At 68.9% G+C, this 21,275-nt stretch carries 21 protein-coding genes; 1 reads left to right on the top strand and 20 read right to left on the bottom strand.

What is annotated here, in order from left to right; all coding sequences use genetic code 11:
- Window positions 1–4 precede the first annotated feature (4 nt).
- From DKG75_RS00770 to DKG75_RS00720, 11 genes are read right to left on the bottom strand one after another with little or no spacing between them, the layout of a single operon-like run.
- Window positions 5–649: an OmpW/AlkL family protein gene (locus tag DKG75_RS00770; RefSeq protein ID WP_109919171.1), complete on the bottom strand. Its 645-nt coding sequence runs from the start codon at window positions 647–649 to the stop codon at window positions 5–7.
- Between the two features lie 35 nt (window positions 650–684).
- Window positions 685–1,353 (bottom strand): ribulose-phosphate 3-epimerase, encoded by a 669-nt coding sequence (gene rpe / locus DKG75_RS00765; RefSeq protein ID WP_109919170.1) that lies wholly within the window; start codon window positions 1,351–1,353, stop codon window positions 685–687.
- Window positions 1,346–2,230, bottom strand: a complete 885-nt coding sequence (gene cbbX / locus DKG75_RS00760; protein ID WP_109919169.1) for a CbbX protein — start codon at window positions 2,228–2,230, stop codon at window positions 1,346–1,348. Before cbbX ends, rpe begins: the two co-directional genes overlap by 8 nt.
- Window positions 2,227–2,616 (bottom strand): ribulose bisphosphate carboxylase small subunit, encoded by a 390-nt coding sequence (locus tag DKG75_RS00755; protein WP_109919168.1) that lies wholly within the window; start codon window positions 2,614–2,616, stop codon window positions 2,227–2,229. Before DKG75_RS00755 ends, cbbX begins: the two co-directional genes overlap by 4 nt.
- Window positions 2,617–2,628: 12 nt before the next feature.
- On the bottom strand, window positions 2,629–4,086 hold the full coding sequence (locus tag DKG75_RS00750) for a form I ribulose bisphosphate carboxylase large subunit (protein ID WP_109919167.1): 1,458 nt from the start codon (window positions 4,084–4,086) through the stop codon (window positions 2,629–2,631).
- A gap of 28 nt (window positions 4,087–4,114) precedes the next feature.
- A complete protein-coding gene (gene fba / locus DKG75_RS00745; RefSeq protein WP_109919166.1) occupies window positions 4,115–5,194 on the bottom strand; it encodes a class II fructose-bisphosphate aldolase in 1,080 nt (359 codons plus the stop codon).
- An 11-nt stretch (window positions 5,195–5,205) separates the two neighbouring features.
- On the bottom strand, window positions 5,206–6,441 hold the full coding sequence (locus tag DKG75_RS00740) for a phosphoglycerate kinase (protein WP_109919165.1): 1,236 nt from the start codon (window positions 6,439–6,441) through the stop codon (window positions 5,206–5,208).
- Window positions 6,438–7,460, bottom strand: a complete 1,023-nt coding sequence (gene gap / locus DKG75_RS00735; protein ID WP_109919164.1) for a type I glyceraldehyde-3-phosphate dehydrogenase — start codon at window positions 7,458–7,460, stop codon at window positions 6,438–6,440. Before gap ends, DKG75_RS00740 begins: the two co-directional genes overlap by 4 nt.
- 2 nt (window positions 7,461–7,462) lie before the next feature.
- Window positions 7,463–9,475, bottom strand: a complete 2,013-nt coding sequence (gene tkt / locus DKG75_RS00730; protein WP_109919163.1) for a transketolase — start codon at window positions 9,473–9,475, stop codon at window positions 7,463–7,465.
- Entirely contained in the window at window positions 9,472–10,347 is an 876-nt protein-coding gene (locus tag DKG75_RS00725) for a phosphoribulokinase (protein ID WP_109919162.1), read from the bottom strand. The genes tkt and DKG75_RS00725 overlap by 4 nt, the downstream gene beginning before the upstream one ends.
- A gap of 11 nt (window positions 10,348–10,358) precedes the next feature.
- Complete coding sequence (locus tag DKG75_RS00720) at window positions 10,359–11,411, bottom strand: class 1 fructose-bisphosphatase (protein WP_109919161.1); 1,053 nt, start codon at window positions 11,409–11,411, stop codon at window positions 10,359–10,361.
- 168 nt (window positions 11,412–11,579) lie between these two features.
- Between DKG75_RS00720 and DKG75_RS00715 the strand changes: the two genes are divergently transcribed.
- Window positions 11,580–12,515: a LysR family transcriptional regulator gene (locus DKG75_RS00715; RefSeq protein WP_243746501.1), complete on the top strand. Its 936-nt coding sequence runs from the start codon at window positions 11,580–11,582 to the stop codon at window positions 12,513–12,515.
- On the opposite strand, the gene hypB is transcribed toward DKG75_RS00715, so the two are convergent.
- Genes hypB through DKG75_RS00670 form a run of 9 tightly spaced genes read right to left on the bottom strand, consistent with a single transcriptional unit; the run spans window position 12,501 to window position 21,274 of the window.
- On the bottom strand, window positions 12,501–13,364 hold the full coding sequence (gene hypB, locus DKG75_RS00710) for a hydrogenase nickel incorporation protein HypB (RefSeq protein ID WP_109919160.1): 864 nt from the start codon (window positions 13,362–13,364) through the stop codon (window positions 12,501–12,503). The two genes, DKG75_RS00715 and hypB, sit on opposite strands and share 15 nt — an antisense overlap.
- Entirely contained in the window at window positions 13,364–13,702 is a 339-nt protein-coding gene (locus DKG75_RS00705; protein ID WP_109919159.1) for a hydrogenase maturation nickel metallochaperone HypA/HybF, read from the bottom strand. The genes hypB and DKG75_RS00705 overlap by 1 nt, the downstream gene beginning before the upstream one ends.
- A gap of 9 nt (window positions 13,703–13,711) precedes the next feature.
- Window positions 13,712–14,779, bottom strand: a complete 1,068-nt coding sequence (gene hypE / locus DKG75_RS00700) for a hydrogenase expression/formation protein HypE (protein WP_109919158.1) — start codon at window positions 14,777–14,779, stop codon at window positions 13,712–13,714.
- On the bottom strand, window positions 14,776–15,906 hold the full coding sequence (hypD, locus tag DKG75_RS00695; protein ID WP_109919157.1) for a hydrogenase formation protein HypD: 1,131 nt from the start codon (window positions 15,904–15,906) through the stop codon (window positions 14,776–14,778). Before hypD ends, hypE begins: the two co-directional genes overlap by 4 nt.
- Window positions 15,903–16,592: a D-sedoheptulose-7-phosphate isomerase gene (locus DKG75_RS00690; protein ID WP_109919156.1), complete on the bottom strand. Its 690-nt coding sequence runs from the start codon at window positions 16,590–16,592 to the stop codon at window positions 15,903–15,905. Before DKG75_RS00690 ends, hypD begins: the two co-directional genes overlap by 4 nt.
- Window positions 16,589–16,870 carry a HypC/HybG/HupF family hydrogenase formation chaperone gene (locus DKG75_RS00685; protein ID WP_109919155.1) on the bottom strand — a complete coding sequence of 94 codons (282 nt, stop codon included), beginning with the start codon at window positions 16,868–16,870 and terminating at the stop codon, window positions 16,589–16,591. Before DKG75_RS00685 ends, DKG75_RS00690 begins: the two co-directional genes overlap by 4 nt.
- Window positions 16,840–19,239 carry a carbamoyltransferase HypF gene (gene hypF, locus DKG75_RS00680; protein WP_243746502.1) on the bottom strand — a complete coding sequence of 800 codons (2,400 nt, stop codon included), beginning with the start codon at window positions 19,237–19,239 and terminating at the stop codon, window positions 16,840–16,842. Before hypF ends, DKG75_RS00685 begins: the two co-directional genes overlap by 31 nt.
- On the bottom strand, window positions 19,236–20,414 hold the full coding sequence (locus tag DKG75_RS00675; RefSeq protein WP_208112026.1) for an NHL repeat-containing protein: 1,179 nt from the start codon (window positions 20,412–20,414) through the stop codon (window positions 19,236–19,238). The genes hypF and DKG75_RS00675 overlap by 4 nt, the downstream gene beginning before the upstream one ends.
- Window positions 20,411–21,274, bottom strand: coding sequence for a NifU family protein (locus DKG75_RS00670; RefSeq protein WP_109920092.1), 864 nt, complete (start codon window positions 21,272–21,274; stop codon window positions 20,411–20,413). Before DKG75_RS00670 ends, DKG75_RS00675 begins: the two co-directional genes overlap by 4 nt.
- Window position 21,275 lies beyond the last annotated feature (1 nt).

Raw genomic sequence — 21,275 nt, 5'->3', positions numbered from 1 at the left:
GGGATCAGAAGCGGTAGCCGACCCCGACGCCGACCAGGGTCGGATCGATGTCCACATCGGCATCGACCGGCACCGCCAGGCCCCGCACCTTGACGTCGGTGCTGAGGAAGACCTTCTTCACGTCGACGTTCAGCGACCAATGGTCGTCGATCGGAATGTCGACGCCGGCCTGCAACGCCCAGCCGAAGTTGTTCTTGTAATCGACCGAGAGACCGCTCGGCTCGTCCTTGCCGTAGAAGATGGTGTAATTCACCCCGGCACCGATATAGGGCCGGATCTTGCCGTCGGGCGCGAAATGATACTGCAAGGTCAAGGTCGGCGGCAGCAGCCAGACATCGCCCAGATCGGCGGTGCCGAGCGGCGTATTCACCGCCTTCGCATTATGCCTGGTGGTGCCGAGGATCAGTTCGACCGCAACATTCGGCGTGAAGAAATAGGTGATATCCAGTTCGGGGATCACCGACGTGTCGATCGAGACATCGCCCGGGATGCGGGTGCCGCCCGTGCTGAGCGCGCCGCTTTCCTCGGGCAGGACGAAGAGGGCGCGGCCGCGCACCTGCCACGGGCTTTCGCCCTCCGCCTTCGCGGGCCTCGCCGTTCCTGCCGCCAGCACCAAGGCCGCCAGCGCCAGACCTGTCGTTCTTTTCATCGGGTTCCTCCCCGTTTCGGCTGTTTCTATTCTGGTTACGCCGCACCTACCGCCTGCCGCAGCCGGCGGATATTGTCCGCATAGGCTTGGGCTCCGCCCCTGAACAGGGCGGAGCCCGCGACCAGAACGTCCGCCCCCGTGCGGACGGCCCTGGCCGCTGTCTCGTCGTTGATGCCGCCGTCGACCTGAAGGCGGATGGGCCGGTCGCCGATCATCGCCCTCAGTGCCGCGATCTTCTCGAGCTGCGAGGGGATGAAGGACTGGCCGCCGAAACCGGGATTGACCGTCATGACCAGGATGAGATCGACCCGGTCGAGCACATGGGCGACGGCGGCGGCCGGCGTCGCCGGGCACAGCGCCACCCCGGCGCGCCGCCCCAGGGCGCGGATCGCCTGCAAGGTCCGGTCGAGGTGGGGCCCCGCTTCGGCATGGACGGTGATGAGATCGGCGCCGGCCCGGGCGAAGGCATCGAGATGGGCATCGACCGGCGCCACCATCAGATGGACATCGAAGGTCAGCTCGGTCACCGGCCGCAGGCAGCGCACGACATCGGGCCCGATGGTCAGGTTGGGCACGAAATGCCCGTCCATGACGTCGATATGCACCCAGTCGGCGCCCGCCGCCGCCATCGCCTTCACCTCCGCCCCGAGGGCGGCGAAATCGGCCGAGAGGATGGACGGCGCGATCAGCACGGGCTCAGCCATGGCTTTCCTCCAGGAACACGCGGCTGGCGCGGATATCCTCGGCTTCGAGGGTGATCAGGTCGTCGGCGGTCAGGCCCTCGCCGCGGCCGAACAGGCGCACCGCCTGGCGCAGCCGCGCCCGGTCGAGGGCGTTGCGCAGCGAGCGGGCATTGGCGAATTGCGGCTGCCGCCGGCGCCGGACGATGTAATCCGCCAGCGCCGCCCGGCCGTCCTCGCTGAGCCGGTAGTTCTGCCGGGCCAGGGTCAGGTCGGCGATCGCCAGCAGTTCGCCGTCGCCGTAATCGGGAAAATCGACGTGATGGGCGATGCGCGAGCGGAAGCCGGGATTGGCGGTGAAGAAGCGCTCCATCCGGTCGGTGTAACCGGCCAGGACCACGACCAGGTCCTCGCGCCGGTTCTCCATCACCTGGAGCAGGATCTCGATCGCCTCCTGGCCGTAATCGCGCTCGTTCTCGGGACGGTAGAGATAATAGGCCTCGTCGATGAACAGGACGCCGCCCATGGCCCGTTTCAGGACGTCCTTGGTCTTCGGCGCGGTATGGCCGATATATTGGCCGACCAGATCGTCCCGGGTCACCGAGACGAGATGGCCCTTCCGGACGAAGCCGAGGCGGAACAGGATATCCGCCATGCGCATGGCGACCGTGGTCTTGCCCGTGCCCGGATTGCCGGTGAAGGACATGTGCAGCGACGGCGGCTCGGCATTGAGGCCGAGCCCCCGGCGCACCTTCTCGACCACCAGCAGGGCCGCGATCTGGCGGATCCGCGCCTTTACTGGCGCAAGACCCACCAGTTCGGCGTCGAGGGTGTCGAGCACCGCCCGCGCCCCCGAGGCTTCCAGTTCGGCCGCAAGGTCGATCGTGCCCCTTTCGGTCATGCGACGGGCCGCGTCTGGTAGACGATGTTGCGGCCCGCCCGCTCCTGGCGGTCGAGGACGAAGCGCGTCTCTTCCGCCGGGCGGTTGACCAGGAAGGAAATCCGCACCGATTCCCAGCCATGGCTGGAATCGAAGCCGGTCAGGCGGATATAGCCGTCGCCATGGGCCTTGCGGCAGGCATCAAGCTCCATCATCACGCCGGCCGCGTCGCGGATATCGAACATCGGCTGGCCCCACATCTCCCAATAGGTATCCCGGGGATGCGGGCAATCATTGTATTCGAGGCCGACGGCGTAACCCTGGTCGATGCAATATTGCACCTGGGCGCGGATCTGGGCGTCGGTCAGGTCGGGCAGGAAGGAAAAGCAGCCCTGGGTGATGCGCATCTCTATCTCCTGTCAAAGGGCGGCGCTGGCGGTGGGCACGAAGTCGGGCGAGTCGGTCGAGGCGTAGTCGAAGGTCACGCCCTTCCAGGTCTCGAGCGCCTGTTGCAGCGGCGTGCAGAAACGCGCCGCGGCGGCCAGGATGTCCGGCCCCTCGGCCAGGATGTCCCGCCCCTCGTTACGGGCGAGGATCATCGCCTCGAGCGCCACCCGGTTGGCGGTCGCACCCGCCGCGATCCCCATGGGATGGCCGATGGTGCCGCCGCCAAACTGCAGCACCACGTCCTCACCCAGAAGATCGATCAGCTGATGCATCTGACCGGCATGGATGCCGCCCGAGGCGACGGGCATCAATTTCGCCAGGCTGGCCCAAGCCTGATCGAAGAAGATGCCATTCTCGAGCCGCGTCGGATTGAAGTCCTCGCGGCAGATGTCGTAGTAACCGCGCGTGGTGTGCGGGTCGCCTTCCAGCTTGCCGACCACGGTGCCGGCATGGATGTGGTCGACCCCGGCCAGCCGCATCCATTTCGCGATCACGCGGAATGAGACGCCGTGGCTCTTCTGCCTGGTGTAGGTCGAGTGGCCGGCGCGGTGCAGGTGCAGGATCATGTCGTTGCGCCGCGCCCATTTGGCCATGGACTGGATCGCCGTGTAACCGATGACGAGATCGATCATGACCACGACCGAGCCCAGTTCCTTGGCGAATTCGGCGCGCTCGTACATATCCTCCATGGTGGCGGCGGTGATGTTCAGATAGGTGCCCTTCACCTCGCCGGTCGCGGCCTGGGCCTTGTTCACCGCCTCCATGCAGTAGAGGAAGCGTTCGCGCCAGTGCATGAACGGCTGGGAATTGATGTTCTCGTCGTCCTTGGTGAAATCGAGCCCGCCCTTCAGCGCCTCATAGACGACACGGCCATAGTTCCGCCCCGACAGGCCGAGCTTCGGCTTCACGGTGGCGCCGAGCAGCGGCCGGCCGAATTTGTCCAGCCGCTCGCGTTCGACCACGATGCCGGTGGCCGGGCCCTGGAAAGTCTTCACATAGGCGACCGGCAGGCGCATGTCCTCGAGGCGGAGCGCCTTCAAGGGCTTGAAGCCGAAGACATTGCCGATGATCGAGGCCGAAAGGTTGGCGATCGAGCCGGATTCGAACAGGTCGAGATCATAGGCGATATAGGCGAAATACTGCCCCGGCGCATTGGGCACCGGATCGACCCGGTAGCATTTGGCGCGATATTTCTCGCAGGCCGTCAGCCGGTCGGTCCAGACCACGGTCCAGGTCGCGGTCGAGCTTTCGCCGGCGACCGCAGCCGAGGCTTCGATGGGATCGACGCCGTCCTGCGGCGTCACCCGGAACAGCGCGATGACATCCGTGTCCTTCGGCACGTAGTCCGGCTCCCAGTAGCCCATCTTGCGGTATTCCATGACACCTGCCCGGTAGCGGTCGGCAACGGGTGCTCTGGTGATCTCGTTCATCGTCTTCTCCGTCAGGCTATGGTGTTCGTCAGACCGCGACAGGCAGTTTGTCCTTGGGGCGCAGGCTGCCGCTCTGGTAGCGGCGGGCCATGGCCGCCAGCGGCAGGGTCTTGATGCGGCTGGCGTTGCCCGCGGCGCCGAAGGCTTCGAAACGGTCGCGGCACAGACCCACCAGCGCATCCATGGCGGGCTTCAGGAATTTGCGCGGGTCGAATTCCGCCGGGTTCTCGGTCGCGACGCGGCGCATCTCCGCCGCCATGGCCAGGCGGCAGTCGGTATCGATATTGATCTTGCGCACGCCATAGCGGATGCCGCGCTGGATCTCCTCGATCGGTACGCCGAAAGTGGTCGGCATGGCGCCGCCATAGCGGTTGAAGCGCTCCTGCAATTCCTCGGGCACGCTGGACGAGCCGTGCATGACGAGGTGCAGCCCCGGCATCTTTTCGTGGATCGCCTTCACCACATGCATGGCCAGGATCTCGCCGTCGGGCTTCCGCGAGAATTTATAGGCGCCGTGGGAGGTGCCCATGGCGATCGCCAGGGCATCGACCCCGGTCGCGGCGACGAAGGCGACCGCCTGCTCGGGATCGGTCAGGAGCTGGTCGTGGGACAGGGTCTGGTCGGTGCCGTGGCCGTCCTCCGCCTCGCCCTTGCCGGTTTCGAGGCTGCCGAGCACGCCGAGTTCGCCCTCGACCGAGACGCCGACCTTGTGGGCGAGCGTCGTCACCCGTTCCGTGACCGCGACATTATAGGCGTAACTGGCCGGGGTCTTCGCGTCCGCCTCCAGGGAGCCGTCCATCATGACGCTGGTGAAGCCCATCTGGATCGCCGAGAAGCAGGTGGTCTCGTCGTTGCCGTGGTCCTGGTGCAGGCAGATCGGGATCGCCGGATACATGGCTTCGGCGGCATCGACCATGCGGGCGAGCATGGTGTCGCCGGCATAGGACCGCGCCCCGCGCGAGGCCTGGACGATCACCGGCGCATCCACCGCGCCGGCCGCCGCCATGATCGCCAGCAGCTGCTCCATATTGTTGATGTTGAAGGCCGGGACGCCGTAACCATGTTCGGCGGCGTCGTCCAGCAATTGGCGAAGGGTGATGCGTGCCATGACAGCGCCTCCTAGAAACGCGGCGAGAGAAGAACGTCGATCCCGGGCAGCGCCTTGCCTTCCAGCCATTCGAGGAAGGCGCCGCCGGCGGTCGAAACGAAGGAAAAGTCGCGGGCGGCCATCGCCCGGTTGAGGGCGGCGAGCGTATCGCCGCCGCCGGCGACCGAAAGCAGCTGGCCGGCCCGGGTGAGACGGGCCACTTCCCCCGCCGCCGCCTTGGTCGCGGCATCGAAGGGGGCAAGCTCGAAAGCGCCGAGCGGACCGTTCCACACCACCGTCCGCGCCCGGCCGAGGGCGCCGGCGATGCGCGCCACCGATTGCGGCCCGAGGTCGAGGATCATCGCCCCCGGCGGCACCGCATCCGCCGCAACGATCGCCGACGGCGCATGGGCTTCGAATTTTTCCGCGACCACGACATCGATGGGCAGCAGGATCTCGGTCCCCGCGGCCTTGGCGCGGCCGAGGATGGCGCGGGCGGTTTCCGCCAGGTCCCGTTCGGCCAGGCTCTTGCCGATGGCCCGCCCTTCCGCGAAGAGAAAGGTATTGGCCATGCCGCCGCCGATGACGAGCGTATCCACCCGGCCGATAAGATTGCCGAGAATATCCAGCTTCGACGACACTTTGGCCCCGCCGACCACCGCCGCCACCGGCCGCACCGGCGAGCCGAGCGCCGCTTCGAGCGCGTCCAGCTCCGCCTGCAAGGCAAGGCCCGCCACCGCCGGCAGCCGCCGCGCCAGCCCCTCGGTCGAGGCATGGGCGCGGTGCGCGGCGGAAAAGGCGTCGTTCACATAGGCATCGCCGAGACGCGCCAGGGCATCGGCGAAAGCGGGATCATTCGCTTCCTCGCCGGGGTGGAACCTGGTGTTTTCCAGCACCACGGCGCCGCCCGGCGGCAGGGCGCGGATCGCCTGGTCGGCGGCGGGGCCGATGCAATCCTCGGCGAAGCCGATCTCGGCGCCCCAGCAGGCGCCGAGCGCCGGCGCCACCGGCCGCAGGCTGAGCGCCGGGTCATGTCCCTTCGGCCGGCCGAAGTGGGACAGGATGGCGATGCGGGCGCCGCGCTCGCGCAGGTGGTTCAGCGTCGGCACCAGGGCTTCGAGACGGCTGGCATCACTCACCGCGCCGTCGCGCAAGGGCACGTTGAGATCGGCGCGGACCAGCACCCGGCGCCCGTGCAGGGGGCCGAGACCGGCAACGCCGGGAAACCGGCGGTTGCCCGGCGCCGGGCTTGCCGCCGCCCCGCTCATGCCGCCACCCGGTCGAGCAGGCGGGCCATGGCGGCGCCGGTATCGTTCATGCGGTTGGAGAAACCCCACTCGTTGTCGTACCACGACAAGACGCGGACGAGGCTGCCGTCCATCACCTTGGTCTGGTCGAGGGCGACGGTCGAAGAGGCCGGGTCCTGGTTGAAATCGATCGAGACATTGGGCGCCTCGGTCACCGCCAGGATGCCCTTCAACGGGCCGGCGGCGGCGGCCTTCAGCGCCTCGTTCACCTCGGCCACGGTGGTCGGCCGGGTGGTGACGAATTTCAGGTCGACCGCCGAGACATTGGGCGTCGGCACCCGGATGGCGACGCCGTCGAGCCGCCCCTTCAATTCCGGCAGGACGAGGCCGACCGCCCGGGCGGCGCCGGTCGCCGTCGGGATCATGGACAGGGCCGCCGCCCGCGAGCGATAGAGGTCGCGGTGCATCTGGTCCAGCGACGGCTGGTCGTTGGTATAGGAATGGACCGTGGTCATGAAGCCGCGCTCGATGCCCACCGCCTCGTTCAGCACCCGCGCCAGCGGCGCCAGGCAATTGGTGGTGCAGGAGGCGTTGGAGACGATCCTATGTTCCGGCCGCAGCTTGTCGTGGTTCACGCCGTAGACGATGGTGACATCGGCATCGTCGACCGGCGCCGAGACCAGCACCCGCTGCGCGCCCTGGTCGAGATGGACCGAGGCCTTGTCCCGCGTGGTGAACAGGCCGGTGCATTCGAAGACGATGTCGATGCCCAGGGCGCCATGGCGGAGGTCCGCCGGCTTCAGGCATTGGGTGACGGCGATGCGCCGGCCGGCGACGACGAGATCGCGTTCCGCCACCTCGATGGTGCCGGGAAAGCGGCCGTGGATCGAATCGTAGCGCAGCAGGTGGGCGCTGGTCTCGACCGGGCCGAGGTCGTTGATGGTCACCACCTCGATATCGTCCCGGCCGCTGTCGATGAGGGCGCGCAACACATTGCGCCCGATGCGGCCGAAGCCATTGATCGCCACTCTTGCCGTCATGCTCATGCCCCCCCGACCAAGCGGCGCGCGGCAGCGATCACCGCCCCGGCCGTAATCCCGAATTCCTGATAGAGAACGCCCGCCGGGGCCGAAGCGCCGAAAGACGTCATGCCGATGAAGATCCCCCCGTCGCCGAGCAGCCGGCGCCATTCGACGCTTTCGATCGCCGCCTCGACGCCGATGCGCGGCGCATTGCCCAGCACCTCGGCGCGATATTCCGCCGGCTGTTCCGCGAAACGCTCGAAACAGGGGATCGAGACGACCGCGACGCGAAGCCCCTCGGCCGCCAGGGCATCGGCCGCTTCAAGCACGATCGCCACTTCGGAACCGCTGGCCATCAGGGTCAGCTGACGGTCCCCCGCCGCCTCGCGCAGGACATAGGCGCCGCGCGCGGCCTTGCTCAGGGCCGGGTCGTGGGGCAGGCAGGGCAATGCCTGCCGGCTCAGCGCCAGCAGCGACGGCCGGCGTTCCTCCGCGAGGGCGATGGCCCAGCATTCGGCGGTTTCGGCCGCATCCGCCGGCCGCAGCACGAGCAGATTGGGGATCGCCCGATAGGCGGCCAGATGTTCGACCGGCTGATGGGTCGGGCCGTCCTCGCCGAGGCCGATCGAGTCGTGCGTCATCACCAGGATGACGCGCAGCCCCATCAGGGCGGCCAGGCGGATGGCCGGGCGGCAGTAATCGGCAAAGACCAGGAAGGTGCCGCCATAGGGCACGAAGCCGCCGTGCAACGCCATGCCGTTCAGGGCCGAGACCATGGCATGCTCGCGGATGCCGAAGTGGATATAGGAACCGGCGAAATCACGCGGCTGCACCGCCGGCTGGCCGTGGCCCTGGGTCAGGTTGGAATGGGTGAGATCCGCCGAGCCGCCGGCCAGCGTGGGCATGACCGGCAGGAGTGCGGCGATCGCCCGCTGCGACGCCTGCCGGGTGGCAATCTTGGTGCCTGCCGCGATGAAGCTGGCGCGCAGCAGGTGTAGGGCTTCGAACGCCGCCTGCGGCACCAGGGGCGACAGGCTGTCGAGGAAGGCATGGCGCTGCGCCTCGGGGGCGGAGGACAGCCGCCGGCCCCAGGCCGCACGCGCCGCCTGGCCGCGCCGGCCGACCTGGGCCCAGGCGGCCTTGATGTGATCAGGGACGACGAAGGGCGGCGCCTGCCAGCCGAAGGCTTCGCGCGTCGCGGCGATTTCCTCGGCCCCGAGGGGCGCGCCATGGGTGGCGGCGCTGCCGGCCTTGGTCGGCGCACCGCGGCCGATCACGGTGCGGCAGGCGATCAGGCTGGGCCGGTCGCCGGCGCGGGCCCGGACCAGGGCCGCCTCGATCGCCGCGAGGTCGTGGCCGTCGATCGCCTCGACCGACCAATTGCTGGCGCGGAAGCGGGCCAATTGGTCGTCGGAACAGGACAGGGTGACGGCGCCGTCGATCGAAATGCCGTTGTCGTCGAAGAGCACGATCAGCCGCGACAGGCGCAGATGCCCGGCCAGCGAAATCGCCTCGTGGGAAATCCCCTCCATCAGGCAGCCGTCGCCGGCGATCACATAGGTGTGGTGATCGGCGAAGCCGCGGCCGAAGCGGGCGCGCTGCATCTCTTCTGCCAGCGCCATGCCGACCGCGGTGGCGATCCCGGCACCGAGCGGCCCGGTGGTCGTCTCCACCCCCGGGGTATGGCCGTATTCCGGATGGCCGGCGGTCAGCGCCCCCCATTGCCGGAACCGGGCCAGTTCCGCGGCGGTCATCCCCGGATAGCCGGTCAGATGCAGCAGGGCATAGAGCAGCATCGAGCCGTGCCCGGCGGAGAGGACGAAACGGTCGCGGTCGGGCCATTCGGGTTCGGCCGGATCGAACTTCAGGAAGCGCGAGAACAGCACGGTGGCGACATCGGCCATGCCCATGGGCATGCCGGGATGGCCGGACGCCGCCTTCTCGACCGCATCCATCGCCAGCACGCGGATGGCATTGGCCATATCGGCGAGATTGGCCACGACGGGCGTATCGCTGGTGGTGGCGATGGTCATGCCGCCCTCCTCTTGCGCTGCATCAGCTGCAGGATCATCGGCGTCAGGATCAGCTGCATGCCGAGGTCCAGCTTGTTGCCGGGAATGACGATCGAATTGGCGCGGGACATGAAACTGCCGGCGATCATCGCGAGCAGGTAGGGGAAGTCGATGCCGCGCGGATTGGCGAAGCGGATCACCACCATCGATTCATCCGGCGTCGGGATCGAGCGGGCGATGAAGGGATTGGAGGTATCGACCGTGGGCACGCGCTGGAAATTGATGTCGGTGCGGGCGAACTGCGGGCAGATGTAATGCACATAGTCCGGCATGCGGCGCAGGATCGTGTCCATCACCGCCTCGGTCGAATAGCCGCGGGTCGCACGGTCGCGGTGGATCTTCTGGATCCATTCGAGGTTGATCACGGGCACGACGCCGATCTTCAGGTCGCCGTAACGGGCAAGGTCCAGGCCGTCGCCGGCGGCGGCGCCGTGCAGGCCCTCGTAGAACAGCAGGTCGCTTTCGTTCGGCAGCAGCTCCCAGTCGGTGAAGGTGCCCGGCTCGCCGCCATAGGTCGCCGCCTCCTGATCGTCGTGGATGTAATGGCGGGTGCGGCCGGTGCCTTGGTCGCCATATTCCGAGAACACCGCCTCGAGTTCCTGCAGGAGGTTGGCCTCGGGCCCGAAGTGGCTGAAGTTCGGATTGCCGGCGGCCGCGGCCTGGGCCATCTGCTGGCGCATGCCCTTGCGGTCGTAGCGATGAAAGGCGTCGCCCTCGATATAGGCGGCGGCGATCCCCTCGCGCCGGAAGATCTGCACGAAGGTATTGCGGACCGAGGTGGTGCCGGCCCCGGACGAACCGGTGACGGAGATGATCGGATAGCGGGTCGACATCGCCGTCTCCCTCAGGCCCGGAACAGGCTGCGGTCGCCGAAGAGCGGCGAGTCGTCGCCCCCGGCGAAGGCATCGCTGTGATAGCGCGCGACATGGGCGACCTCGTCCGCCGAGCCGAAGACCAGGGGAACGCGCTGGTGCAGCGTGCGCGGCGCGATGTCGAGAATGCGCCCGCGGCCGTCGGTCGCGGCGCCGCCCGCCTGTTCCATCAGGAAGGCGATCGGGTTGGCCTCATAGACCAGGCGCAGGCGGCCCTCGCGGTAACCGGCGCGGTCATCGCCCGGGTAGAGATAGATGCCGCCGCGGACCAGGATGCGATAGGCGTCGGCGACCATGGACGCGACCCAGCGGGTGTTGAAATCGAGGCCGCGGGGCCCCTCGGCGCCCTTCTGGCAATCGCCGATGTAACGCTTGATGGCGCCGTCCCAGTGGCGCTGGTTCGAGGCGTTGATGGCATATTCCCGGGTGCGGGCGGGCACGGCGGCGGCGGCGGTCGCCAGGGCGAAGTCGCCGCTGCGCGGATCGAGCACGAAGACGCTGGTGCCGCGCCCGACGGTCAGGACCAGCAGGGTCTGCGGCCCATAGATGATGAGGCCGGCGGCAAGCTGCGCCGAGCCGGGCTGGAGCAGCGCCCTGTCCAGCGCCTCGCCCACCGGATAGATGGAGAAAATGGTGCCGATCGGCGCGTTGGTCTCGATGTTCGACGAGCCGTCCAGGGGATCGACGGCGACCGCGAGGGGGGCCGCGGCGTCGAGCACCAGGGCCTCGTCCGCCTCTTCCGAGCCGACGATGGCGACCGGCGCCGCCGCCAGATGCTCGACGACGAGATCATGGGAACGCAGGTCCAATTCCTTCTGGCTGTCGCCGAAGCGTTCGCCGCAGCGCAGCGCCGCCATGGCCCCGGCCAGGGGACCGAGCGCGACCAGGGCCGCCAGCTGGCGCCCCGCCCCGGCAAGCGCCAGCACCGTCGCGGCAACGGCCGCGGCCTGCTGGTTGTCCTTACCGGCATAGTCGTCGAGATAATGTTCGAGCAGGATCTGATGATCCGTCAGTATCGCCCGCATCGGCCGCATCCTCTCCCTCGGGGCCCGACAGGCAGGCTCCGCTTCCTTGTTGCGCCGGCGCTGCACCGGCGTCTCGGAAGGAGGATCGGCAATTGATTGAATTCAGGGAATTTTATAATAGTTAGGTTATCGTTCAGAAATATTGAATATCGAGGAAATCCGCCGGTCATGGAACTGCAGCACGCCACCCTGCGTCAATTGCGCGCATTCGCCGCCGTGGTCAGGACCGGCTCGGTCACACGCGCGGCCAATGCGCTGGGCGTGACGCCGCCGGCCGTGACCATGCAGGTGCAGCAATTGCAGGATCTCGTCGACCTGGCCCTGATCGAACGGCGCGGCGGCGAGATGACGGTGACGGACGCGGGCCGCGAAGTGGTCGCCACCATCGAGCGGATCGAGGCGGCGCTGGCCGATTGCGCGGCGGTCCTGTCGGGCCTGGCCGGGGCCGACAAGGGCACGGTTTCGATCGGCGTCGTCTCGACCGCCAAATATTTCGCGCCGCAGGCGCTGGCCGCCTTCCGCCAGCGCCATCCGGGCATCCAATTGCGGCTTTCCGTCGGCAACCGGGCGGCGATCCTGAAGGGCCTGGAGCATTTCGAGATCGATGTCGCGATCATGGGGCGGCCGCCGGTCGAACTCGACGTCGAGGCGGAAGTGATCGGCGATCACCCCCACCTGATCATCGCCGCGCCCAGCCATCCCCTGGCCGGCCGGGCCGACATCCCGCCCCGGCTGCTCGGCGAGGAAATCTTCCTGGTGCGCGAGCCGGGCAGCGGCACCCGCGGCCTGATGGAACGCTTCTTTTCCCGCACCCAGATCGATCCGGTGATCGGCATGCAGATCGACAGCAACGAGACGATCAAGCAGGCGGTGATCGCCTGCCTCGGCATCGCCTTTCTCTCGGGCCATACGGTCGGCGCCGAACTGGCGGACGGCCGCCTCGTCGCCCTCGACGTCAAGGGCCTGCCGGTGGTGCGGCAATGGCATGTCGTTCATCTCGGCCAGCGCCGGCCGGTGCCCGCCGCCCGCGCCCTGATCGATTTCCTGATCGAACGGGGCGGCGATTTCCTGCCCGATATCATTGCCGTCTCACGGCTGCGCTGAGACGGCGGCGGTGCCGAAGGCGGCATCGCGCGTCGAAGCCGCCTGATCGCGCAGCCAGTCGTACCAATCCGCCAGCCCTTCGCCGCTGCGCACCGAAAGGCGCAGCACCTCGATCCGCGGATTGACCGTGCGGGCATGGGCGATCGCCTTGCCGACGTCGAAATCGACATAGGGCAGAAGATCGATCTTGTTCAGGATCATCAGGCTGGCGGCACGGAACATATGGGGATACTTCAGGGGCTTGTCCTCCCCCTCCGTCACCGACAGGACCGCCACTTTCGCCCGCTCGCCCAGATCGAACAGCGCCGGGCAGACGAGATTGCCGACATTCTCGATCATGACCACCGAACCGGCCGCCGGGCGCAATTCGGCCAGACCGCGGGCGATCATCTCCGCCTCGAGATGGCAGCCGGTGCCGGTATTGACCTGCACCACCGGGGCGCCGGCGGCGCGAATGCGCTCGCCATCGTTGGCCGTCGCCTGATCGCCCTCGATGACATAGAGCGCCAGGTCGCGGCCAAGGTCGCGGATCGTACGTTCGAGCAGGCTAGTCTTGCCGGCACCGGGCGACGAGACGAGGTTCAGGGCCAGGATCTCGCGCCCCGCGAACCATGCCCGGTTGCGCTCCGCCAGGGCATCGTTCTTGGCCAGGACCCTGGCTTCGAGGGCGAGAAGGCCGTCGTCAGGGGCATGATCGTGATCATGGTGGTGATCGTGATCGTGATGATGGCCGTGGTCATGGTGGTGGTGGCCGTGGCCATGGTCATGGTCGTGATGGTGACCGTGATCGTGGCTCAGGTCCGTGATCGTGACCGTGGCGCCGCTGGAACATCCGCAAACCGTGCACATCAGGCCGTCTCCTTCAGTTCGATTGATCGGATCTTCAATTCCTCGCCCGCGATCCTGGTAACGTTGCGCGACCCGCAGGGACAGGGCGTGAACAGGTCGGGCGTGTCGAATTCCTGCCCGCAATCGCCGCAGCGCGCCCGGCCCGGCACCTGCCGGATATCGAGCCGCGCGCCTTCCGCCGCCGTGCCCTCGGCGACGATCTCGAAGCAGAAGGCGATCGCCTCGGCCAGGACGCCGCTGAGCATGCCGATCTCGAGCGTCACCGTGCCGACCGGGCGGCCCTTCGCCGCCTCGCCCACGATGGCGACGATGTTGCGGGTGATGCTCAGCTCATGCATTGCCGGCCCCTAGCAGATGCGCGGCAATTGTTCGCCGACCAGCATGTCGACGATGCGCCGGCCGCCGAAGACCGTGTTCATGGTCACCCGCCCCGGCTCGCCCGCGGTCACGCGGCCGATGGCGCAGGCGTCCCGCCCCAGGGGATGGGCGCGCAAGGCCGCAAGCGCGCCTTCCGCATCCTCGGGCGCGACGGCAATCACGATCTTGCCTTCATTGGCGAGATAGAGCGGATCGAGCCCCAGGATTTCGCAGAAGCCGCGCACCCCCTCAGCAATCGGCGTCGCCCGCTCGTCGATCTCGATCGCGACCTCGGACGCCGCGGCCAATTCGTTCAGCACGGTGGCGATGCCGCCCCGGGTCGCATCGCGCAGGAAGCGCACCCCCGGCACGGCGGCGAGAAGATCGGCGATCATGCCGTGCAGGGCGGCGCAATCGCTTTCCACCGGGCTTTCCAGCGCCATGTCGCCCCGGGCGCAGAGGATGGCGGCGCCATGGTCGCCCAGGCGGCCGTTGACCAGCACGACGTCGCCAATCCGGGCGCGGGCGGCACCGATCTCCACCCCCTTGCGGATGACGCCGATCCCGGTGGTGGTGATGAAGATCTTGTCGCAGGCGCCGCGCGGCACCACCTTGGTATCGCCGGTGACGATGGAAACCCGGGCGGCCCGGGCGGTTTCCGCCATGGAGCGGGCGATGGCGCGCAGGTCCTCGACCGCCATCCCCTCCTCGATCACCACGGCACAGGAGAGATAAAGGGGAACCGCGCCGCCGACCGCAAGGTCGTTCACCGTGCCGCAGATCGCCAGCTTGCCGATATCGCCGCCCGGAAAGAACAGGGGATCGACGACGTAACCGTCGGTGGTCATGGCCAGCCGGTCGCCATGGGCGGCGAGACCGGCCAGGTCCAGCCGCGCCTGATCCTCGAGCGGGGCAAGCAGGTCGTTGTCGAAGGCCGAGACGAAGACATCGTCGATCAGGTCCTTCATCGCCTTGCCGCCGCCGCCATGGGCCAGCGTCACCTTGGCGACCTGAAGGCGGCCGAGGGCGCGGGGCTTCAACCGGACGACGGCGCTCATGCCACCCCCCGCTGACGCTGGATGCCGCCATATTGGTAATGGGCGGCGCAGGCCCCCTCGGACGAGACCATGAGCGCGCCGAGCGGCGTTTCCGGGTTGCAGTCGGTGCCGAACATCTTGCATTGCCAGGGCTTGATCACGCCCTTCAGCACTTCGCCGCATTGGCACGACGAAGGATCGGCGATGGTCACATTCGGAATGGCGAAGCGCCGTTCGGCATCGAAACGGGCATAGGCTTCGCGCAGGCGCACCCCCGAATGATCGATGGAGCCGAGGCCCCGCCATTCGAAGAATTCGCGCAATTCGTAGACCCGGCCGACCGCGGCCAGCGCCGCGGCATTGCCGGCATCGGGCACGATGCGGGCATATTGGTTCTCGACCTCGGCCCGGCCGTCGCGGATCTGCTTCAGCACCATCCAGATCCCGTGCAGGATGTCCAAAGGCTCGAAGCCGGCGACCACCAGGGGACGCCCATAGTGCCGGGCGATGAACTGATAGGGCGCGGTGCCGGTGACCATGGAGACATGGCCCGGCCCGAGAAACCCATCGAGTTGCAGGTCCGGGCTGTCGAGAATGGCCTTGATCGTCGGCACGATGGTGATGTGGTTGCAGAACAGGGTGAAATTCCCGATCCCCTCCGCCTCGGCCTGAAGGACGGTCAGCGCGGTCGAGGGCATGGTGGTCTCGAAGCCGAGGGCGAAGAACACCACCTCGCGGTCGGGGTGGCGGCGGGCCAGCGCCAGGGCGTCGAGGGGGGAATAGACCATGCGCACGTCGGCGCCCTCGGCCTTGGCCTGCATCAGGCTCTTGCGCGAGCCGGGCACGCGCATGGCGTCGCCGAAGGTGGTGAAGATCACTTCCGGCCGTTCGGCGATGGCGACGCAATCGTCGACCCGTCCCATGGGCAGCACGCAGACCGGGCAGCCGGGGCCGTGGATCAGCTCGATCTCCTTCGGCAGCATGCCTTCGAGGCCGTAGCGGAAGATCGAATGGGTGTGGCCGCCGCAGACTTCCATGATGTTCAGCGGGCGGTGGCGGGCGCTGTCGATCTCCCGCACCACCGCGGTGATTTCGCGGATCAGCGCTTCCGCCTTCTCGCGGTCGCGGAATTCGTCGACATATTTCATTCCCGTTCCTCCCCGGCGGCCGAGCCGCGGTCGTCCGCCAGCAGGCTGTGGGTCAGGTCCCACAGGATATGGTAAGCGGTCACGTGACATTCCTGGATACGATGGATCGAAGCGGCGGGCACGACCAGGGCATGGTCGAGCAGGCCCGAGGCCGCCATGCGCCCGCCGTTGCCGCCGGTAAAGCCGATGGTGACGAGGCCGATCTCGCGCGCCCGGGCGAAGGCGGCGAGCAGGTTTTCCGAATTGCCGCTGGTCGAGAAACCGGCAAGCGCATCGCCCCGCCGCGCCTGGGCACCCAGCGCGCGGACGAAGACATGGCCGAAGCCGACGTCATTGCCGACCGCCGTCATCTGCGCGAGGTCGGCACCGAGATTGGATGCCGCCAGGGCCGGCCGGCCGGCGGTGACCGGATGCAGGAATTCGACCGCGAGATGCGCCGCGTCGCAGGACGAGCCGCCGTTGCCCATGGTGAACAGCCGCCCGCCCCGGCGGTAGACGCCGGCCAGGGCGCGGGCCGCGGCCAGCAGCGCCGGGCCCTGTTCGGTGAAGAAGCGCTCGTTGGTCGCCCGCGATTCCCGCGCCTTTTCCGTGATCGAGGCGGCGAGGCCGTCGGCAAGCCGGGCCGGGTCCTGCGCCTTGCCGTGCAGGAAGGGATAGAGGCTTTGCAGGTCCGAGGCGCCGGTCATGACACCACCGAGCGGCGCATGGCCGCGATCTCTTCCTGCGCCTCGCCGAGTTCCGCCAGGATGCGCAGGGTTTCCGCCGCCTGGGCCTCGTCGATCCGGCTCATGGCGAAACCGACATGGACCAGAACCCAGTCGCCGATGCAGGCTTCGGGCGGATGCGCCTCGTCGACGATACAGGCGATATTGATCTGCCGGCGCACGCCCGCGACGTCGACGGTGGCCAGCCGGCGCTGGGGGTCGTCGATCGCTACGATGCGGCCGGGAATGCCGAGGCACATGGCCCTGCTCCTGCGGTTGCGGCCAGGGCGATGACGGCCTGGCCAAGGGCTAGGCCGCCGTCATTGGCCGGCACTTCGCGGTGGGAAAGAAGGGTGAACCCGGCCCGTTCCAGGCCGCGCGCGACCAGGGTGAACAGGGTCGCATTCTGGAAGCAGCCGCCGCTGAGGACGACCGTATCGAACAGGGCCGCCGCGGGATCGCCGCGCAATTGCACCGCCATCGCGACCATGGCATTGGCCAGCCCGCGGTGGAAGCGGGCCGCGATCACCGCGGGCGGCGTCGCCAGGACCAGATCGCCGAGCAAGGCCTGCCACATGGCCCAGGGCTCGATATAGGGCAGGCCGCTGCCGCCGAGGCGCGGCAGGGCGAAGGGATAGGCAAGGTCGTCGCCCTCGTCCGCCAGGGCTTCGCGGTCGACGATCGCCTCGAGTTGCATCGCCGCCTGGCCTTCGTAGGACTGGCGCTCGCGGCAGAGGTCGAGGGCGGCGGCGACCGCATCGAACAGCCGCCCGCAGGAGGAGGCCCGGGGCGCGAAACGCCCGTCCCGGATCATGGCATCGAAGGTGGCGCGCGGCTTTTCCGCCAGAAACTCGTAAAGCGGCAGGTCGCGGCAATTCATCGCGAAACCCGGCCAGCCGATTTCCGCCATCAGATGGGCATAGAGATTGCGCCACGGCTCACGCGATGCCATGGCGTTGCCCGGCATCGCCACCGGTTTCATGGTGCCGAGGCGCCGATAGCCGCGATAATCGGCCAGCAGGAATTCCCCGCCCCAGAGCGTGTCGTCGCCGCCGTAACCAAGCCCGTCCGCGACGATGCCGAGGACGGGCGGCGCCGCCAGCGGCCGGCGGTTTTCCGCCAGGCAGGCGGCGACATGGGCATGGTGGTGCTGCACTTCGACCAGGGCCAGCCCGTCCCGCGCCGCCCGCGCCCGGCCGTATTTGGCCGATATGTAATCGGGATGGCGGTCGACGGCGATCACCCGCGGCGCATGGTCGTAAAGCGTCTCGTAAAGGGCGAGGTTGCGGCGATAGTCGTCGTCGGTCGCCGCATCTTCGAGGTCGCCCATGTGCTGGGACAGGACCGCCTCCGCCCCCCGCGCCAGGCAGAAGGTCGCCTTCAACTCGCCGCCGAGGGCGAGCACCGGCGGCGCCCCCTCGAAACCGGGCGGCAGGGCGAAGGCGGCGGGCGCGTAACCCCGGGCGCGGCGCAGCACGCGGGGCGCGCCGTCGATCACGCGGACCACGGAATCGTCGATGCGGTTGGCGATCGCGCGGTCGTGGACCAGGGCGAAGCCGGCGATGCCGGTCAGGTGTGCCCGCAGGCCCGCCTCGTCGGTCACCTGGGGTTCGCTGGACAGGTTGCCGCTGGTCATCACCACCGGCCGGTCCATCCGCTTCAGGATCAGGTGATGCAGCGGCGTCGTCGGCAGCATGAAGCCGAGCAGGCCGAGGCCCGGCGCCACCGCATCGGGCAGGCGCGCCGGGCCTGTCGCGGGCAGCAGGACGATCGGCCCGGCCGGACTGCGCAGCAGGGCTTCGGCGGTCGCATCGACTTCGGCGAAGCGGCGGATGATGCCGATGTCCCGCGCCATCAGGGCGAAGGGCTTGGCATCGCGGCGCTTCCGCTCGCGCAGCGCCGCGACCACGTCGCCCCGCGTCGCATCGCAGGCGAGGTGATAGCCGCCAAGGCCCTTGATGGCGACGATCTCGCCCCGCTGCAACAGGGTGCAGACGGCATCGACCTCGTCCAGCATCGAATATTGCTCGAAATGGACGGCGCGCCCGTCCAGCCGGATCAGCCGGGCCCGGGGCCCGCAGGCATGGCACGCGATGGGTTCGGCGTGGAAGCGGCGGTCGGCCGGATCGTCGTATTCGCTCCTGCAGGCCGGGCAGAGCGCGAAGGGCGCCATGGTGGTGGCCGCCCGGTCGTAGGGAATGCCGTGGACGATCGAGAAGCGCGGCCCGCAATGGGTGCAATTGGTGAAGGGATAGCGGAAGCGGCGGGCGAAGGGATCGCCCACCTCGGCCGCGCAGGCGGCGCAAGCGACCGCATCCGGCGCCACCTCGGTCTGGGTCAGGCCGGGCAGGCTGTCGGCGACGCGGAAATCGTCGGCGGCGAAGGGGGCGATCGCCTGGGTCTCGATCGCGTCGATACGGGCGAGCGGCGGCGGTTCTCGGCGCAGGCGGCCGATCAGCGCGTCGATCGCCTCGGCCTTGCCGGCAACCCGGATCAGCACGCCGTCGGCATCGTTCAGGACATCGCCGGCAAGCCCGAGGTCGCGGGCCAGACGCCAGACCGTGGGCCGGAAGCCGACCCCCTGGACCCGGCCGCGCACGCGGATCGCCAGGCTGCGCGCCTCGGTCATGGCGCCGCCTCCCACAGGAGGATCCGGTTGTTGCCGGAATCCGCAACCACCAAGGTTTCGCCGGTGGCGGCGATATTATAGGGCCAGCACAGGCTGTCGCGCGCGGCAAGGCCCCAGCGGTTGTCGCCCTTGTCGCCGAAACCGGGCTGGCCGGCCAGGGCCACCGCCGCGCCGCCCGCCCGCGGAAAGCCGAGCAGGCGGGAATTGGCCGTGTCCGCCACCACCAGGGTCTCGCCCAGGACGGCGAGGCCATAGGGCATGTTCAGGCTGTCCGCGGTCGGGAAATAGGCGGCGCGATTGTGATCGACCGAGACCATGTCGCCCTGGCCGATCACCGCATCGCAAGGGGCGCCCGGGCGGTCCGGCAGCCGGTCCCACACCATCACCCGGTTGTTGCCGGCATCGGCGACCAGCAGGCCGCCGCAGAGCCCCGCGACCGCATGGGGCCAGCGCATGCCGGCCGGCCCGGCGGCCGCCCCCGCATTCTCGTCCCGCCGGGTGAAATCGCCCTGGCCGAGCACGAGGTCGGCGGCCTGGCCGTGGCGCGTCGGGATGCCGTCGAACACCAGCACCCGGCGGTTGCCGGTATCGGCAACGAACAGGCGCCCGTCGATGATGGCGACGCCATAGCACCAGTTGAGCGTCTCCGCCCCCGCCGTGTCGGCGCCCCGGTTGGCCAGGCAGCCGGCGGCATCGGCCTGGCCGAGAACGACGTCGGCCGGCCGGTTGTCCCGGTCGGGAACGCCGTGCCAGAGGAGAACCCGGTGGTTCCAGGCGTCCGCCACCGCCAGCACGCCGGCGCCGAAGGCGACGCCGGTCGGCACGTTCAGGGTGGCGGCACCGGCCGGGCCCTTGGCATTCCGCCCTTCCCGAGCGAAATCGGGCTGGCCGATCAGAAGGTCGGCAGGGGTTCCGTCCGCCGCCGGCCGCCGGCGCCAGACCAGCAGGCGGTGATGGCCGGTATCCGCCACCACCAGCGGCCCCTCCGGCCCGGCAAGGCAGGCGCCGCGCGGGCCGAACAGGCTGGCGGGGCCGGGCACGATCGGCTGCGGCAGCGCCCCCGCCGTCACCTGCTCGCCGAGGACGACCGCGGCTGCCGCCGCCAGCAGGGCGCGGGGCGCCGCATGGTCGGTGCGGCGCAGGCGATGGTTGGCCAGGGAGACGCTGAGGGTCATCGCGCCAGCCTCACTTCGACCCGGCCGCCGATGACGCGGACGCCATGGGCGAGCAATTGCACCTCGGGTGCGGTCAGGCATTCGCCGCTGGCGAGATCGTAGTCGAAACCGTGATGGGGGCAGGTGAGGATACCCGCCGCCACCGTGCCGCCGTCGAACGCGAGGCCGAGATGGGCGCAGGCATTCTGGAAGCAGGTGACCGCCTCGCCCCGGCGCGACAGGATGATCCGCTCGCCGTCCAGGGTCAGGGCGTGCAGGCCGTTTTCGGGAATCTCGTCCAGCGCGCAGGCGGGCCGCCAGTGGCCGACCGCGGCGGCCGCGAAGGGGCTGACGAAACTCAAGCCCTCACCCCCGCCCCCACCGCTGCCCTTGGCCTGGATGACCTCGGTGATCTCGGGGCAGGCATCCTGCACCGCCTTGCTCACGCCGGCCTCGAAGGTCAGGGCGGAAGCGGGGCAATGATCGCAGGCGCCGAGGAAGCGGACCTCGATCGCCGGCGGGCGCACCGCCACCAGTTCCACGTCGCCGCCGTGGCCCGCGAGCATGGGGCGGATTTCATCGAGCGCCGCCTGCACCCGTTCGGTCAGGCTGGCCTTGACCACGCCGAGGCGGCGCAGCACGGCATAGATCACCTCGTCGCCCAGCGCCCCCTTTAGGGCGGCCAGCGCCGCCTCGTCCTCGCGGAGCGCGCGGATCAGGCGGCGGAACGCCTCGGCATGGAGGGCTTCGACGGCAAGGCGCAGGGCCTGCACCGCGCCCTGCTGGGCCGGCGCCCAGCTCTCGACCACCGCCTGCAAGCGCGCGATGTCGCCGACGAAGCCGGCCAGATCGTCGCGCGGGGTGGGCGAGAGGGCGTTCATC

Source organism: Zavarzinia compransoris (assembly GCF_003173055.1).
GTDB lineage: Bacteria > Pseudomonadota > Alphaproteobacteria > Zavarziniales > Zavarziniaceae > Zavarzinia > Zavarzinia compransoris.
This window is presented reverse-complemented; position numbering and strand designations above follow the sequence as displayed.